Consider the following 15,577-nt stretch of genomic DNA (forward strand, 5'->3'; position numbering starts at 1 on the left):
GCCAGGTTTATCTACAGGAATCAAAGATTCCCATGAATAAACACTTCGAGCGGGATGGCAGCCATGCGTCACCGGGTGAGAACCCGCCCCCTGCGTGCTACGGGTGCAGCGCCACGCCAACTTCGGTGCAACGCCGCACTGATACGGGAACCCTGATTACGAAGATGTATCAGCGTTCCTTATGCTGCGAACCGCGGCAGCGCCGCCAGCGCATCCAGCGCCGCGCAGATCATCCGGCGCACGGTCGGCTGCACGCGGGCCGCGCGTTCGGTGTCGTAGGCGAACGGGAAGGCTTCGTCCATGTAGGTCGACTGGCACATCTCCAGCTGGATCGCGTGCACGCCGTGCGACGGCCGGCCGGACGAGCGGGTGATGAAGCCGCCCTTGAAGCGACCGTTGGCGATCCACGTGAACGGGCTTGCCGCAGCCTCGCGCTCGACCGCGGCCTGCACGGACGGCGCGACGGTCCTGCCGTCCTGCGTGCCGATGTTCAGGTCGGGCAGCTTGCCGTCGAACAGCCGCGGCAGCATGCTCGCGATCGAGTGCGCTTCCCATAGCAGCACGTGCCCGTGACGCTCGCGCAGCCGCGCCAGCTCGGCCGCCAGCGCCATGTGATACGGCTGCCAGTATGCGTCGACCCGGCGACCTTTCTCCGCCGCATCCGGTTCGCATCCTTCGCGATAGACGGGCTCGCCCCGAAACGTTTCGGTCGGACACAAGCCCGTCGTCGTCTGGCCGGGGTACAGGCTCTCGTCGTCCGACGGACGATTGAGGTCGATCACGTAACGCGAAACCGTCGCACCGAGGATCGTCGCGCCGAGCGTGGTCGCGAACGCGTACAGTCGGTCGAGGTGCCAGTCGGTATCGGCGAGTGTCAGCGCGCGGTCGGTGTACGCATCGCGCAACGGCGCGGGTATCGCCGTTCCCAGGTGCGGAATCGAAATCAGCAGCGGCGCATCGCCGCGTTGCAGCATGTATAGGTCACTCATCGAGCACTCCGTACGAATCAAAGCAATGCATCTTCGGGTAACTGCGGCACGGCGCGCGCGAGCGCCGGCCGGATCGAATGGTCGAGCACGCCGCGCGTCAGCTCGATGATCTCCGTGACGAAGTCCTCCCACTCGCCCTGTCGGTGCAGGAGAAAGAAATCGCGCCGGCCGAGCCGGCCGGCCGGCAACGGCACGACCACGACGTCGCCGAGGTAATGGCGCGCCTGCCACAGGCACAGCGGCGTCGAGATCGCGAAGCCGAGCCGGGCGGCAACCAGGCTCAGCAGCGGATCCGTCGCGTCGAATTCGAAGCGCCTCGGGCAGTCGATGCCGAGATGGCGCGCAAATCGCTCGACCTGCTGGCCGATCACGGAACGTGCGGTGTAACGGATCAACGGCAATTCGGCGGCCAGCGTTCGCCAGTCGGCCTGCGGACGCCCGGCCAGATGCGCGCGCGCGACGACCGCGACGAATGCTTCGGAGAACAACGGGACCTCGACGATACGCGCATCGCTGAGCGTGGTCTGCGTACATACGGCGACGTCGATCTCCCGGTCATGCAATTGCTTGCTCAAACCCGGCGTGATCCCGGACCACATCGAAATCTGCCGCGACGTGCCCGACACCGCTCGAATCAGTTCCGGGCCGACCGTCGCCGCGAACGAATCGACGCAGCCGAGCCGCACGGGCACCCGCCCCGCGTCCGACGCATCGCCGACGCGCGTGCTGACCATCTGCGCATGCTCGAGCAGCGGGCCGGCCAGTTCCAGCAATGCCCGGCCGGCGATATTGGGGCGCGGCGGGCGGCTGTCCCGATCGAACAGCACCGTCCCCTGTTCGCGCTCGAGGGCGGAAATCGCCTGGCTGATCGCGCTCTGGCTGACACCGATCCGCCTGGCCGCGGCGGTCATCGAACCGGTCTCGCACACGGCGACGAAGGCCTGCAGGGCACGCAGGTCGATGGGCGATAGGGTGCGTCGCATAGCGGCTCCAGTGGCGGCGGCGTCCATTCCGGCAAGACGGAACGAATGGTGCGCCGATTCGGCCCGCCCGGACGCAGGATGAGCACTTCCGGGCGCGTTGCATAAGTTTGCCTAATACAAAATTCGGCGGCACCACGGCTCCCTAGAATCGGCACGTCGTCCATCCAGAGGGAAGCCATGAGCCACTTCGACTTCATCGTGATCGGTGCCGGCGTGATCGGCACGTCGGTCGCGCATCATCTTGCATCGCTCGGCGCACGCAACGTGCTCGTCATCGAACGCGGCATGATCGGCGCCGGCACCACGTCGCAATCGTCCGGCCTGCTGCGCACGCATTACTCGGTCCGCCAGAACGTCGAGCTGGCGCGCTCGTCGTGGTCGGCCTTCAACAACTTCGCCGAATACGTCGGCGACGACGAGGCGTCGTGCGGGCTCGTCAAGTGCGGCTACATGATCTGCGCGCCGGAGGGGGCGAAGCTCGAGCCGCTGCGCGCGTCGCTCGACGCGCAACGCGCGATGGACATCGAGGTGCAGTTGCTCGATCGGGACGACGCACATGCCCGCCTGCCGATCGCACGGTTCGACGACGCGGCGCTAATCGGCTTCGAGCCGGAAGCGGGCTTCGCCGACGCTTATCTCGTCGCGACGAGCTTCGCGAAATCGGCACGCCGGTGCGGCGTGAAGATTCTCGAAGGCACGACCGTCACGGGGGTCGTGCGTGACGGCCGCCGCATCGTCGGCGTCGACACGAGTGCCGGCCGCTTCATGTGCGGCACACTGATCAGTACGCAGAACATCTGGACGCCGGAACTGTCCGGCTGGATCGACGTCCCGCTCCCGGTCAAGCCGGAACGGCACACCGTGCTGGCGCTCGAGTGCGACGCACGATATTCGTTCCAGATGCCGGCGTTCAAGGACCTGGGCTCGCCCGGCATGCTCTATTACCGCAGCTACGGCGGCAGCCAGATGCTGGTCTCCGAGGGCGTCGTCGGCGAGACGCTGAATGCGCCGGAAACCGAACAGGGCGACATTTCGCTGGATTACGTCGCCGAAGTCGGTGCGCAGGTCGCCGAACGCTTTCCCGCCTACGAGACAGCCGGACTCGCGTCGTCGTGGACCGGCGTCTACGACGTGACCCCCGACTGGAACCCGGTGCTTGGCAACGTCGGCGACATCGAGGGACTCGTGGTCGGCTTCGGCTTCTCGGGCCACGGCTTCAAGCTGTCGCCCGGCATCGGCAAACTGCTCGCACAGCATGCGCTCGGACAGCCGACCGACGTGTCGCTCGCCCCTTACTCGCTCGAACGCTTTGCGACCGGCGCGTTGCTCACCGGCAAGTACGGCCTCGGCGCCGTGTCCTGATCCCCATCCTTTCGACGAGACATTTCCATGCCCCTGAAGATACTGGTGCCCGTCAAGCGCGTCGTCGATCCGAACGTGCGCGTGCGGGTCGGTTCAACCGGTTCGATCGAGACGACCGGCCTCAAGATGTCCATCAACCCGTTCGACGAATGCGCGCTCGAGATGGCGCTGCGCCTGCGCGAGGCCGGCCATGCCGCCCAGGTGAGCGTCGTCACGTGCGGCGCGGCCGCTTGCCAGGACGTGCTGCGCACCGGCCTGGCCATGGGCGCCGACGACGCGATCCTGATCGACGCCGGCGACGTCGCCGCGTCGCTCGACTCGCTGGGCGTCGCACGGCTGCTCCACGCGTACCTCGGCACGTCGCCGTACGACCTCGTGCTTTGCGGCAAGCAGGCGATCGACGACGACACCGGCGGCGTCGCGCCGATGCTCGCCGGCCTGCTCGGCTGGCCGCAAGGTCTCGACGCGACCGCTCTCGCGCCCGAAGGCGACGGCTGGCGCGTCACGTGCGGCGACGACAGCGGCACCGCAACCTGGCGGCTGACCGGACGCGCCGTCGTGAGCGCCGACCTGCGCCTGGCCGAACCGCGACGCGTGACGCTGCCGAGCATCGTCAAGGCGAAACAGAAGCCGCTTGCCGTCATTCATGCCGCCCAGTTCCCGGTCGATCTCGTGCCGTCGTCGCGCGCGGTGCAACTCGACGAGCCGGTGGTACAGCGCGCAGGTCACCGCGTTGCCGACATCGATGCGTTGATCGCCGCGCTCGCTGCACACCACGTCTTTGCTCATACAGGAACCTCCGCATGAGAACGCTCGTCATCGCCGAAACCACGGCCGACCATACGCTGCCGGATACGGTCCGGCGCGTCGTGACTGCCGCAACGGCACGCCGGCATCCTGTCGACGTGCTGGTGCTCGATCCCGCGGCGGCCGCGCAAGCCGCGCTGATCGACGGCGTCGACCGTGTACTCCGGCCCGATCTGCCCGGCACGGCCGGCGCCGTCACGCCGGAAAGCCTCGCCGTGCTGCTTGCCGGACTGGCGCCACGCTACACGCTGATCGCGGCCGCCCATCGCACGCTGGGCCGGAACGCGTTGCCGCGGGCCGCGGCCCTCGCCGGCGCGGCGTTCGTCGCGGACGTGACCGGCATCACGGACGACGGGCGCTTCGTGCGCGGCCTGTATGCGGGAAGCATCGTCGCGACCGTCGAAAGCGCGCGCGAGACCAGCTTTGCGACCGTGCGCGCATCGTCGTTCGCGGCGGCAGGCGCGCGTGCGGAACCGGCACCGATCGATTCCGTGGATGCGCCGCCCGCATTCGCCGCGACGACGCTCGTCGAACGCAACAGCACTCAGACAGCCGGCGTCGATCTCGCGAATGCGCCGATCGTCGTGTCAGGCGGGCGCGGGCTCGCGTCCGGCGAGAACATGGTGCGGCTCGGCACACTCGCATCGCGTTTCGGCGCAGCCCTCGGCGCATCGCGCGCCGCGGTCGACGCCGGCTATGCACCGAACGCCATTCAGGTGGGCCAGACAGGCAAGACCGTCGCCCCCGACGCCTATCTCGCATTCGGGATCTCCGGGGCCATTCAGCACCTGGCCGGCATGAAGGATTCGAAGCTGATCGTCGCCGTCAACAAGGATCCGGATGCGCCCATCTTCTCGTTCGCGGACGTGGGCTTCGTGGGGGACCTGTTCGACGTGATGGCTGCCCTCGAACGTCACATCGACGCCGGGGGTGGCGCATGACGCACCCGGATTCCGGGCAGGGCGGCGTCCCGCGCGTACCTGCACCACGTTCATCCAGCGGGAGTGCATCGTCGGCATCGCACTACCCGTCCGTCAGGTTTGTCGATTGCGCGCAAGTCGAGCCTGAAGCCTGGGCGAACGGCGCCGGCGTCACGCGAACGATCGCCAACCGCATCGACGCCGACGGCAATGTAGACTGGCGTATCAGTCTCGCGACGCTCGACGGACCGGCCCGCTTCTCGCAGTTTCCGGGCGTCGACCGGATACTCGTGCCGGTCGACAACTCGAGCGTCGAACTGCGCGCGCAGGACGGGCATCTCGTCGCGCACCCGATCGTGCCAGCATGCTTTCCCGGCGATTTGCCGGTGTGGACGACCGATATCGTGCGACCCACGCACGTACTGAACGTGATGACGCGCCGCGCCGCCTGCCGGGCCACCGTGAGCGTGGCGACGCATTCACGCCGCGTGACGCCGGCGCCGACGCATCTGCTGATTTGCGCGGCCGGCCAATGGCGCTTCAGCAGCGCGTCGCTCAGTACCCAGACCCTGCTGCCGATGCATGGCCTGTGGCTCGACGGTCGCAGCGAAGAAATCGATCTGCAGTCCGACGCACTTGACTCCCGCCTGATCTCGATCGCGATCGAGTCGGTCGAACGCTAATCCCTGCCCGCCTACCTGCTCATGTCACACGCTTCGTTTGTCGAACCATACGGCCCGCGCGAATCGATGGAATACGACGTCGTGATCGTCGGCGGCGGCCCGGCCGGACTGTCGGCCGCGATCCGGCTCAAGCAGCTGGCCGGCGAGAAAGGCACCGAGATCGGCGTGTGCGTGCTCGAGAAGGGTTCCGAGATCGGCGCGCACATCCTGTCGGGCGCGGTGATGGACCCGCGCGCGATCACCGAGCTGTTTCCCGACTGGAAGGAACAGGGTGCGCCGTTGAACGTCGAGGTGACGGAAGACCGCTTCCTGTTCCTGTCGGAAAAGAGCGCGGTCACGACGCCCAACTGGGCGTTGCCCGACAACTTCAAGAACCACGGCAACTACGTGATTTCGCTGGGCAACGTGACCCGCTGGCTCGGCCAGCAGGCGGAAGCTCTGGGCGTCGAGATCTTCCCGGGCTTTCCCGCTGCGGAGATTCTCTACAACGACGACGGTTCCGTAAAAGGCGTCGCCACCGGCAACATGGGCGTAGGCAAGGACGGCGAGCCGACCGAGAACTTCCAGCTCGGCATGGAACTGCACGCGAAGTACACGCTGTTCGCCGAAGGCTGCCGCGGCCATCTCGGCCGTCAGTTGATCTCGAAGTTCAAGCTCGACGCGAACGCCGATCCGCAAGCTTACGGGATCGGCATCAAGGAACTGTGGGAAATCGATCCCGCGAAGCACAAGCCGGGCCTCGTGATCCACACGGCCGGCTGGCCGCTGAAGTCCGATACCTACGGCGGCTCGTTCCTGTATCACATGGACAACAACCAGGTCGTGGTCGGCTTCGTGGTGGGCCTCGGCTACACGAACCCGTACCTGTCGCCGTTCGAGGAATTCCAGCGCTACAAGACGCACCCGTCGATCCGCGCGTTCCTCGAAGGCGGCAAGCGCGTGTCGTACGGCGCGCGGGCGATCACGGCCGGCGGCCTGCTGTCGCTGCCGAAGACGGTGTTCCCGGGCGGCGCGCTGATTGGCGACGACGCGGGCTTCCTGAACGCCTCGCGGATCAAGGGCAGCCACGCGGCGATCAAGACCGGCATGCTCGCGGCCGACGCCGCGTTCGACGCGCTGCAGGCCGGTCGTCAGAGCGATGAGCTCAACGCTTATCCGGACGCCTTCAGGCAATCGTGGCTGTACACGGAGCTGTACCGCGCGCGTAACTTCAAGCAGTGGATGGCGAAGGGTCTCTACCTCGGCACGCTGATGGTCGGGCTGGAACAGAAGGTGATGGGCGGCAACGTGCCGTGGACACTGCACCACAAGCATGCGGATCACGAGATGCTGAAGCCGGCATCGCAGTGCACGCCGATCGAGTATCCGAAGCCGGACGGCAAGCTGACGTTCGACCGATTGTCGTCGGTGTTCATCTCGAACACGAACCACGAGGAGAACCAGCCGGCGCACCTGACGCTGAAGGACGCGAGCGTGCCGGTGAACGTGAACCTGCGGACCTACGCGGGACCGGAGGCGCGCTTCTGCCCGGCGGCCGTGTACGAGTTCGTGAAGAACGACGACGGCAGCGATCGCCTCGTGATCAACGCGCAGAACTGCGTGCACTGCAAGACCTGCGACATCAAGGACCCGACGCAGAACATTGTGTGGGTCACGCCGGAAGGCGGCGGCGGGCCGAACTATCCAAGCATGTAACGTCGAGATCGCCCACTTTCATGCAGACATTTCGCTCTCCGAGACCTTGAATACCGAGCCAGCATTGCCCGGATTCATTGCCTGCTCTTCCAGCAAACGTGCCGCTGCTGCCGACTGCTCGACAAAAGCCCCATTCTGCCGCACGACGGCCTGATTGACCGGTTCGATCCCGCGGCTCTGCTCGTCCGACGCAGCGGCGATCTCGCCGACGATATCGGACACCGGCCTGATCGCCTGCTTGACGTGTCCCGTCGTCGCGCCGACGTCCGTCGCCTGCGTGGCGCCGTCCTGAATCAGGGCGACAGAAGTGCTGATCAGTTCCTCGATTTCTTTCGCAGCCGAAGCCGAGGACTGTGCCGGACCGTGCACTTCGCTCGCCACCACGGCGAATCCGCGCCCCTGCTCGCCAGCGCGGGCAGCCTCCACGGCAGCGTCATCCGTTCGCCATCATCTTCATCGCGAGGCAAATCGCAACGACTTGCAGCGTTACCCGGTCGGGTATCGCGATGCCGGCGAGTTCGCCCGCATTGACGATGCGTGTGTCTCATGCGATCGCGCGCGAGTCCGATGTTTCCGGACGACCACGTATCCATGTCGGCGCCCTCTTTCAGTCAAACGAACCGGCGATCAGACCGCCATGCACAGATACTTGATGACCAGATAATCGTCGATGCCGTAGTGCGACCCTTCGCGGCCGATTCCCGACTGCTTCACGCCACCGAACGGCGCGACCTCGTTGGAAATGAGGCCCGTATTGATGCCGACCATCCCGTATTCGAGCTGCTCGGCCACCCGCCACACACGCCCGATGTCGCGGCTGAAGAAGTAGGCGGCGAGCCCGAACTCGGTATCGTTGGCGAGCCTCACGACTTCGTCGTCGCTCGAGAAGCGAAACAGCGGTGCGAGCGGCCCGAACGTCTCTTCACGCGCAACGTCCATCTGCGCGGTGGCATTCAGCAGCACCGTCGGCTCGAAGAAGCCATGGCCGAGTGCATGCCGCCTTCCGCCGGTCGCCACTGTGGCGCCCTTGGCGAGCGCGTCCGCGATGTGCGCTTCGACCTTGCCGAGCGCCGCATCGTTGATCAGCGGCCCGAGTATCACGCCACTTTCGGTGCCGTGCCCGACCTTCAGGCCCTTCACCGCCGCCACCAGCTTCGCGGCGAACGCGTCATACACGCGCTCATGCACGTAGAAGCGATTGGTGCACACGCACGTCTGTCCGTTGTTGCGGTACTTGGACGCGATCGCCCCTTCGACGGCCGCGTCGAGATCGGCATCGTCGAACACGATGAACGGCGCGTTTCCGCCGAGTTCGAGCGTCACCTTCTTCACGGTGGGCGCGCTCTGCGCCATCAGCAGCCGCCCCACGCCGGTCGATCCGGTAAACGACAGCTTGCGCACCACGGGGCTGCTCGTCATCGCGCCGCCGATCGCCTTCGGGTTGCCGGTGACGATGTTGAGCACGCCGTTCGGCACCCCCGCGCGCTCGGCGAGCACCGCGAGCGCGAGCGCCGAGAATGGTGTGGCTTCGGCAGGCTTCACGACGATCGGGCAGCCGGCCGCAAGCGCCGGGCCGACCTTGCGCGTGATCATCGCGTTCGGGAAATTCCACGGCGTGATCGCCGCGCACACGCCGACAGGCTCCTTGATGACCACGAGGCGCTTGTCCGCCACGGGCGTCGCGAGCGTGTCGCCGGCCACGCGCTTGCCCTCTTCCGCGAACCATTCGATGAACGACGCACCGTAGACGATCTCGCCCTTCGCTTCGGCCAGCGGCTTGCCCTGCTCGGCCGTGAGGATCAACGCGAGATCGTCGGCGTGCTCGATCACGAGTTCGTACCAACGGCGCAGGATGCATGCGCGCTCCTTCGCCGTCTTTGCGCGCCACGCGGGCCACGCGGCATTCGCGGCGTCGATCGCGCGTGACGTCTCCGTGGCGCCCATCAGCGGTACGGTGCCGAGCGTCGCGCCCGTCGCCGGGTCGAGCACGTCGAAGCGCTCGCCCGAGTCGGCGTCGCACCATTGCCCGTCGACATAAGCCTGCTGACGCAACAGCGCCGGGTCCTGCAACAGCGTGTTCAATTCCACGATCGGTCCTTCCGGGGATAAAAATGCAGGAGGCGACCCGAGCACGACTCGAGCCGCGAATACGGAGAATTTCAAATGACGGGCGGCGCGAGGCACTGCATCACGAAGCCAGGCGCGCTACCCCGCCTGACGCCACGATGCACTCTCATGACCGTGCGTGAGCAGCCTGCGCGCGATCTCGGCTACCCGGTGCACGTGCGCGATGGCCGCCTCGCGCGCCGCCACGCCGTTGCCCGCCGCGATGGCCGCGAGAATCGCGCGCATCTCCTCGACCGCCTGGTGCCCGCGATCGTCGGACGCGATCGTCAGCGCACGCAGCCGGTTGATACGCGCGATCAGCGTCTGAACGATTTCCCATGCGACCTGCTTTTGCCCGGCGATGAACATGCGTTCGTAGAATGCCGACGTGAGCACCTTCACCGCCTGATGATCCTGCGCATCGAACGCTTGCCGGATCTGGTCGATACACGCGCCCAGCTCGGCGACGAGCGATTGGTCCGCATGCTGCGCACAGGCCATCGCCGCCTCGCCCTCCAGCAACGCGCGTATTTCGTAGATCTCGGCGGCCGTGTCGAAATCGAGGACCGCAACGATCGGCCCCTGGTTCGGGATCGAGGCGACGAGACCTTCCGTTTCCAGATGCCGCAAGACCTCGCGCACGACGGTTCGACTCACGCCGAGGATCTCGCACAGCGAGCGCTCGACCAGCCGCTCGCCGGGCTGGAAATGCGCATCGAGGATCGCGGTGCGCATCTTCTCGAGCGCGAGCTCGCGCAGCGTTGCGGTCGGCCGCTGGACTTTCAGGGACGGCGGAGCAGGACTCATGACTGCCACCGTCATGCTTGCGCGAAAAGGCGCGCGTCGCGTGCGTCCCAGTCGACGAGTGCCTGCGCGCCGATCACGATGCCGTTGTCGTGCCGATGCGCGGCCGGCATGCGGATCGAGATTTCCTGCTGCCAAGGCGTCGCGACCGCGTAATGCATCGCATCGCCGAGATAGGTGACGTCGCGCACGGTCACGGGCAAGGCCGCCGCGGCGCTCGAGCCATTCGTGCCGCTCGCGCGCTGCAGCGAACTGATACGCATCTGTTCAGGGCGGATCATCAGCGTGCCTTCGTCGCCGGCGGCGAGCGTCGGGTGGAACATGTCCGACGCCATTTCGAGGCCGTTGGGCAACACGCCGCCGATGCGGCCGTCGCCGTGCTTCATCACCTTGACCGGCAGGAAATTCGAGTTCCCGATGAAGCTCGCGACGAAGCGCGATGCCGGGTTCGCGTAAAGCTCCTCGCCAGTGCCGACCTGCTCGATGCGCCCCTGGTTGAACACGGCGATGCGGTCCGACAGGCGCAGCGCCTCCTCCTGGTCGTGCGTGACATAGAGAATCGTCACGCCGGTTTCCTGGTGAATGCGGCGCAATTCGAGCTGGATTTCCTCGCGCAGTTTCTTGTCGAGCGCAGAGAGCGGCTCGTCCATCAACAGCACGGGCGGATCGTATGCCAGCGCACGCGCGATCGCGACGCGCTGCTGCTGGCCGCCGGAGAGCTGCGCCGGCATCCGGTCTCGGCACTCGGACAGATGCACGAGCTTCAGCATCTGCTCGACCTTCGCGCGCACTTCGGCGTCGGGCCGGCGGCGCACGCGCAGCGGGAACGCGACGTTCTCTCCGACGGTGAGATGCGGGAACAGCGTATAGCGCTGGAACACCATCCCGATATTGCGCCGGTTCGGCGCGACCGACAGCAGCGGCTTGCCGTCGAGCAGCACGCGGCCGTCGGTCGGCTCCTGGAAGCCCGCGACGATGTAGAGCGTGGTGCTCTTGCCCGAACCCGACGGCCCGAGGAAGGTCATGAATTCGCCCTTGCGCACGTCGAGCGACACCTGGTCGATCGCGACGACGTCGTCGTAGGTCTTGCGCAGGCGCTGGATTTGCAGGAATGCAGTCATGGCGTGTTACCTCAGTGAGCGCGTGCGCGGCGCACCACGGCGCCCGCCAGCATCAATACGGTCGTGAGTCCGACGAGCAGCGACGAAGCGGCCGCGACGACCGGCGTCAGGTCTTGCCGCAGCGTCGCCCAGATCCGCACGGGCAGCGTTTGCAGCGTCGGGCTCGACATGAAGATCGACACGACGACTTCGTCCCACGATGCGAGGAACGCGAAGATCGCGGCGGCGAAGAGGCCGAGCCGGATGGCAGGCAGCGTGACGCGCAGCTTCACGGTAAGCGGCGACGCGCCGCAGATCAGCGCCGCGTCTTCGAGCGCCGTGTCGAAGCTCACGAGCGAGTTGCTGATCGAGATGATCGAGAACGGCAGCGCGATGATCAGATGGCCGATCACGAAGCCGGTCATCGTGCCGTTCAGGCCGATGCGCAGGAAGAACCCGTACAGCGCGACGGCAAGCACGACGACAGGCAGCACCATCGGTGTGAGGAAGAAACCCCGCACGGCCTCGCGGCCTCGGAACTTGCCGCGCACGAGCGCCAGCGACGCGAGAAACCCGATCGCGACGGACAGCACCGTGACGATCACCGCCAGTTTCGCGCTGGTCAGCAGCGAGTCGATCCAGCCCGCGTCGGTGAAGAGCTGCCGGTACCATTCGAGGGTCCAGCCAGGCGGCGGGAAGATGAGCCACTGCGAATCGCCGAACGACAGCGCGACGATAAAGACGATCGGCAACAGCAGGAACAACGCAACAGCCGCGCCCACGGCCACGAGGATCCAGCGCAGCGCGCCCAGGCGATCGAAATCGAGCAACATGTCAGTCCTCCCGCCGGGCCGCCCCAAGTGAGGCTGGCGCCCCCCCGGGAAGCAGCGAACGTAGTGAGCTTGAGGGTTGTTTCATCTCAGCGGCCTCCGGTGGTGGCGTGCGCGCTGCCGGTGAAGCGCAGTTGCAACGCATAGAGGGCGAGCGTCACGGCGAGCAGCACGAAGGCCGCGGCGCCGGCGAGGCCCCAGTTCAGCAGTTCCTGCACGAGCTGCGCGATCAGTTCGGCCAACATCATGTACGACGGGCCGCCGAGCAGCGTCGGCGTGACGAAGTAACCGAGCGCCATCACGAACACCATCAGTACGCCGGAGGCCACGCCCGGCATCGCGAGCGGCACGAGGATGCGCCAGAACGCCTGCCAGCGGCTCGCGCCGCACACCGCGGCCGCGCGCAGTGTCGACGGGTCGATGCCGCGCAGCGTTGCATGCAGCGGCATCACGAGGAACGGCAGCATGATGTAGGTCATGCCGATCGTCACGCCGGTCAGGTTGTTCACCAGCGACAGCGGCTCGTGAATCACGCCGAGCGCCATCAGCGCGCGGTTGATCGGCCCCGTTCCCTGCAGCAGCACCATCCATGCAAACGTCCGTGCGAGCAGGTTCGTCCACATCGACAGCAGCAGGATCGCGAACAGCACCGAACTGAGCCGGCGCGGCGCGATCGCGAGCAGCCATGCCATCGGAAAGCCGACGATCAGCGTGACGAGCGTGACGACCGTCGCAACAAGAAACGTATTGCCGAACACGCGCACGTACGTCGTCGAGCCGAGCAGCTGCTCGTAGTTGTGCAACCCGGGCGTCGGTTCGAGCACGCTGCGCAACAGCAGCGACAGCACCGGCAGCAGGAAGAAGATCACGAGCAGCAGCATCGCGGGCGTCAGCAGCCGTATGCTGCGCCAGTCGCGCCGCTTGCGCGGCGGCGGCGCGCTCGGATGCGCGACGGTACTCAATAGGTTTGGCATGGTGGCTCCTTGGTCGGCCAGCGCCAGCACTTCAGTGCCTGTTACCGCTGGCCCCATGCAGGTTCGTTGCTCGGCCGCGCCGGCTCGATCCGGTTCGGCCTCCTGAACAGAATTCAGATCCATACGACTTGCCACGCCGGCTTACTTCGACTGCCACGCGTACCAGCGCTTCGCGATCGCGTCGCGATTCTCGGCCCAGTACTTCATGTCGAGGTTGATCTGCGTGGCCTTGTACTGGTCCGGGAGCGTCTTCGCAATTGCCGGTTGCATCAGCGCCGCCGACTTCACGTTGATCGGTGCATAACCGGTGTCGGCCGCGAATTTCGCCTGCGCCTGCGCACCCGTCGCGGCGGCGAGGAACTTCATCGCCGCGTCGCGATGCTTCGCGCCCTTCGGGATCACGAGCATGTCGGCGGCGGTCAGGTTCTGGTTCCATGACATGCCGACCGGCACGCCTGTCTGCGCGAGCGCATGCAGGCGGCCGTTCCAGAACATGCCGATCGGCGCTTCGCCCGACGCGAGCAACTGCTGCGACTGTGCACCGCCGCTCCACCAGACGATGTCACCCTTGATGGAATCGAGCTTCTTGAATGCGCGGTCGAGGTCGAGCGGATACAGCTTGTTCGGCGCGACGCCGTCGGCGAGCAACGCGATCTCGAGCACGCCCGGCGCCGACCACTTGTAGAAGGTGCGCTTGCCAGGGAAGCGCTTGGTATCGAACAGGTCCGCCCAGTTCTGCGGCTGCGCGCTCGTGTATTTCGCCTTGTAGTAGCCGAGCACGAACGAATAATAGAAGCTGCCCACCGCAGACGGCGTCGCGAAGCGCGGGTCGAGTTCGGCCTTGTTCACCACCGAATAGTCGATCGGCTCGATCAGCCCTGCCTTTTCCGCCGCATACGCGAAGTCACCCTCGACGTCGACCACGTCCCAGCTGACGTTGCCGCTGTCGACCATCGCCTTGAGCTTGCCGTAGTCGGTCGGCCCGTCCATCAGCACGTTGATGCCGCTCGCCTGCGTGAACGGCTGCGCCCAGTCCTTCTGTTGCGACGACTGGGTCGTGCCGCCCCAGCTGGTGAACACGATCGGATCGGCGGCCAATGCCGGCGCGGCGCACAGGGCGGCCAACGGTGCAATACATGCCAGACGCGACGCTGCGAAACGCGGGATGCTTCTGCTGCTCATGGTCTCTCTCTCCAAGGGGAAACGCCGCGCGTCGCGACCGCCGGGATGGCAGCCATTCGAATACGCGCCTTCAGACCGGCGGCGCAAACCTCGCCGGCATCATGATCCTGATTCTTGTGTCTTCGCCACGCCTGATTGCGGCAAGTCGCTTCAATGCGCGACTGCAAGTGTCTGCACGGTGCCGGCCTCCGTATCGCCGACATAGATGCCGTACGCGTCCTGCCGGCGTTCACGCACGTAGCGTTCGAGCATCGAGCGCACGGCGGGGTCGGCGATCTCGTCCCACGGAACTTGCCAGAGCGGCACGATACGGATGCTGCTGTCGAACCACGGCGAACCGGTGGGCATCACACGGCCGCGGTAATAGATATGGACGCCCGCCTCGCGCCCGCCGGCGGATTCGAAAACTGCGAACAGGAAGTCGAGATGCGCGTTGAGCCCGAGCTTCGCGAGCACGCCGCGCAGGCTCGCGGGGTCACTCGCCGGATCGAGCCGGGTGCCGGTCGGCAAGCGCAGCCCGTGCGGCGTATCGACGAGCACCAGCCCGTCGCGATGTTCGAGAATCGCACCCACCTCGGCATGCCCGCCTGCCGCGGACAACGCGTCCTGCGACAGCGTGAAGTTCACGTAAGCGCCTCGGCAATAGCCGAGCGGCGACGCGCTCGTCTGCGCGAAATCGACCACGCGCCCGATCAGGATGACGTGATCGCCTGCATCCACCACGTCGTGAGTCACGCAGTCGAAGCTCGCCGCCGCATCCCGGATCACCGGTGCGCCCGTCTTGCGCGTGTCCCACGGCACTTGCGCGAACTTGTCCTGCGCCTTCGATGCGAACACGCCGGATACGTTGGTCTGGTTTTCCGCCAGCACGCTGACGGCAAAACGCTGCGTAGCCGAGAACACCGCATGGCTCGACGCCGTCTTCGCGATGCACACGAGGATCAGCGGCGGATCGAGCGACACCGACGTGAACGAGTTTGCGGTGAAACCGCGCGGCGACCCGTCGGGCTGGATCGTCGTGACGACCGTCACGCCGGTGACGAATGCGCCGAGGGCGCGGCGGAATCCGAGCGTGTCGAATGCCTGCTGCGCGGTGGACCCGGTCATCGACTCAGTCATGGCGTGCTCCCCTGATTACTGCG

The 15,577-nt window shown here is 66.3% G+C and carries 14 protein-coding genes and 1 pseudogene; 5 read left to right on the forward strand and 10 right to left on the reverse strand.

Annotation, left to right across the window (positions count from 1 at the left end; translation table 11 throughout):
- Positions 1-179: 179 nt before the first annotated feature.
- Positions 180-989, reverse strand: a complete 810-nt coding sequence (gene hutG / locus U4Y91_RS18980; RefSeq protein WP_321806336.1) for an N-formylglutamate deformylase — start codon at positions 987-989, stop codon at positions 180-182.
- Positions 990-1,006: 17 nt separating this feature from the next.
- Positions 1,007-1,972: a LysR family transcriptional regulator gene (locus U4Y91_RS18985; protein ID WP_415750480.1), complete on the reverse strand. Its 966-nt coding sequence runs from the start codon at positions 1,970-1,972 to the stop codon at positions 1,007-1,009.
- 177 nt (positions 1,973-2,149) lie between these two features.
- Between U4Y91_RS18985 and U4Y91_RS18990 the strand changes: the two genes are divergently transcribed.
- The 5 genes from U4Y91_RS18990 to U4Y91_RS19010 are packed head-to-tail and all read left to right on the forward strand — an operon-like array spanning position 2,150 to position 7,439.
- The gene (locus tag U4Y91_RS18990; RefSeq protein ID WP_321806338.1) at positions 2,150-3,334 is read left to right on the forward strand and encodes an FAD-binding oxidoreductase; all 1,185 of its coding nucleotides are present in this window, start codon (positions 2,150-2,152) and stop codon (positions 3,332-3,334) included.
- Positions 3,335-3,361: 27 nt separating this feature from the next.
- Positions 3,362-4,141, forward strand: coding sequence for an electron transfer flavoprotein subunit beta/FixA family protein (locus U4Y91_RS18995; RefSeq protein ID WP_321806339.1), 780 nt, complete (start codon positions 3,362-3,364; stop codon positions 4,139-4,141).
- Positions 4,138-5,082: an electron transfer flavoprotein subunit alpha/FixB family protein gene (locus U4Y91_RS19000; protein ID WP_321802390.1), complete on the forward strand. Its 945-nt coding sequence runs from the start codon at positions 4,138-4,140 to the stop codon at positions 5,080-5,082. Before U4Y91_RS18995 ends, U4Y91_RS19000 begins: the two co-directional genes overlap by 4 nt.
- Positions 5,079-5,744 (forward strand): HutD family protein, encoded by a 666-nt coding sequence (locus U4Y91_RS19005; protein ID WP_321806340.1) that lies wholly within the window; start codon positions 5,079-5,081, stop codon positions 5,742-5,744. Before U4Y91_RS19000 ends, U4Y91_RS19005 begins: the two co-directional genes overlap by 4 nt.
- Positions 5,745-5,765: 21 nt before the next feature.
- Positions 5,766-7,439, forward strand: a complete 1,674-nt coding sequence (locus U4Y91_RS19010; protein ID WP_321806341.1) for an electron transfer flavoprotein-ubiquinone oxidoreductase — start codon at positions 5,766-5,768, stop codon at positions 7,437-7,439.
- Positions 7,440-7,457: 18 nt separating this feature from the next.
- Here the strand turns inward: U4Y91_RS19010 and U4Y91_RS19015 are convergent.
- The 8 genes and pseudogenes from U4Y91_RS19015 to U4Y91_RS19050 form a co-directional block, all read right to left on the reverse strand.
- Positions 7,458-7,874 (reverse strand): annotated as a pseudogene (locus U4Y91_RS19015) (methyl-accepting chemotaxis protein); the annotation flags it as partial.
- 192 nt (positions 7,875-8,066) lie between these two features.
- Positions 8,067-9,527, reverse strand: a complete 1,461-nt coding sequence (locus tag U4Y91_RS19020) for an NAD-dependent succinate-semialdehyde dehydrogenase (RefSeq protein WP_321806342.1) — start codon at positions 9,525-9,527, stop codon at positions 8,067-8,069.
- A 117-nt stretch (positions 9,528-9,644) separates the two neighbouring features.
- The gene (locus U4Y91_RS19025) at positions 9,645-10,352 is read right to left on the reverse strand and encodes a GntR family transcriptional regulator (protein WP_124921531.1); all 708 of its coding nucleotides are present in this window, start codon (positions 10,350-10,352) and stop codon (positions 9,645-9,647) included.
- A gap of 11 nt (positions 10,353-10,363) precedes the next feature.
- Positions 10,364-11,470, reverse strand: a complete 1,107-nt coding sequence (locus tag U4Y91_RS19030) for an ABC transporter ATP-binding protein (protein ID WP_124921530.1) — start codon at positions 11,468-11,470, stop codon at positions 10,364-10,366.
- 11 nt (positions 11,471-11,481) lie between these two features.
- Positions 11,482-12,282, reverse strand: a complete 801-nt coding sequence (locus tag U4Y91_RS19035; RefSeq protein WP_124921529.1) for an ABC transporter permease — start codon at positions 12,280-12,282, stop codon at positions 11,482-11,484.
- A gap of 86 nt (positions 12,283-12,368) precedes the next feature.
- Complete coding sequence (locus tag U4Y91_RS19040) at positions 12,369-13,253, reverse strand: ABC transporter permease (protein WP_124921528.1); 885 nt, start codon at positions 13,251-13,253, stop codon at positions 12,369-12,371.
- 141 nt (positions 13,254-13,394) lie between these two features.
- Entirely contained in the window at positions 13,395-14,435 is a 1,041-nt protein-coding gene (locus U4Y91_RS19045; RefSeq protein ID WP_124530047.1) for an ABC transporter substrate-binding protein, read from the reverse strand.
- Positions 14,436-14,585: 150 nt separating this feature from the next.
- Positions 14,586-15,554: a flavin reductase family protein gene (locus U4Y91_RS19050; RefSeq protein ID WP_321806343.1), complete on the reverse strand. Its 969-nt coding sequence runs from the start codon at positions 15,552-15,554 to the stop codon at positions 14,586-14,588.
- Positions 15,555-15,577 lie beyond the last annotated feature (23 nt).

The organism is Burkholderia sp. BCC1993, from assembly GCF_905339865.1.
Classification (GTDB): Bacteria; Pseudomonadota; Gammaproteobacteria; order Burkholderiales; family Burkholderiaceae; genus Burkholderia.

Coding starts and splice junctions, on each gene's coding strand:
- U4Y91_RS19030 (WP_124921530.1), bottom strand. CDS start 11,470: ATGACTGCATTCCTGCAAATCCAGCGCCTGCGCAAGACCTACGACGAC.
- U4Y91_RS19025 (WP_124921531.1), bottom strand. CDS start 10,352: ATGAGTCCTGCTCCGCCGTCCCTGAAAGTCCAGCGGCCGACCGCAACG.
- hutG (WP_321806336.1), bottom strand. CDS start 989: ATGAGTGACCTATACATGCTGCAACGCGGCGATGCGCCGCTGCTGATT.
- U4Y91_RS19000 (WP_321802390.1), top strand. CDS start 4,138: ATGAGAACGCTCGTCATCGCCGAAACCACGGCCGACCATACGCTGCCG.
- U4Y91_RS18985 (WP_415750480.1), bottom strand. CDS start 1,972: ATGCGACGCACCCTATCGCCCATCGACCTGCGTGCCCTGCAGGCCTTC.
- U4Y91_RS19040 (WP_124921528.1), bottom strand. CDS start 13,253: ATGCCAAACCTATTGAGTACCGTCGCGCATCCGAGCGCGCCGCCGCCG.
- U4Y91_RS19005 (WP_321806340.1), top strand. CDS start 5,079: ATGACGCACCCGGATTCCGGGCAGGGCGGCGTCCCGCGCGTACCTGCA.
- U4Y91_RS19035 (WP_124921529.1), bottom strand. CDS start 12,282: ATGTTGCTCGATTTCGATCGCCTGGGCGCGCTGCGCTGGATCCTCGTG.
- U4Y91_RS19010 (WP_321806341.1), top strand. CDS start 5,766: ATGTCACACGCTTCGTTTGTCGAACCATACGGCCCGCGCGAATCGATG.
- U4Y91_RS18995 (WP_321806339.1), top strand. CDS start 3,362: ATGCCCCTGAAGATACTGGTGCCCGTCAAGCGCGTCGTCGATCCGAAC.
- U4Y91_RS19050 (WP_321806343.1), bottom strand. CDS start 15,554: ATGACTGAGTCGATGACCGGGTCCACCGCGCAGCAGGCATTCGACACG.
- U4Y91_RS18990 (WP_321806338.1), top strand. CDS start 2,150: ATGAGCCACTTCGACTTCATCGTGATCGGTGCCGGCGTGATCGGCACG.
- U4Y91_RS19045 (WP_124530047.1), bottom strand. CDS start 14,435: ATGAGCAGCAGAAGCATCCCGCGTTTCGCAGCGTCGCGTCTGGCATGT.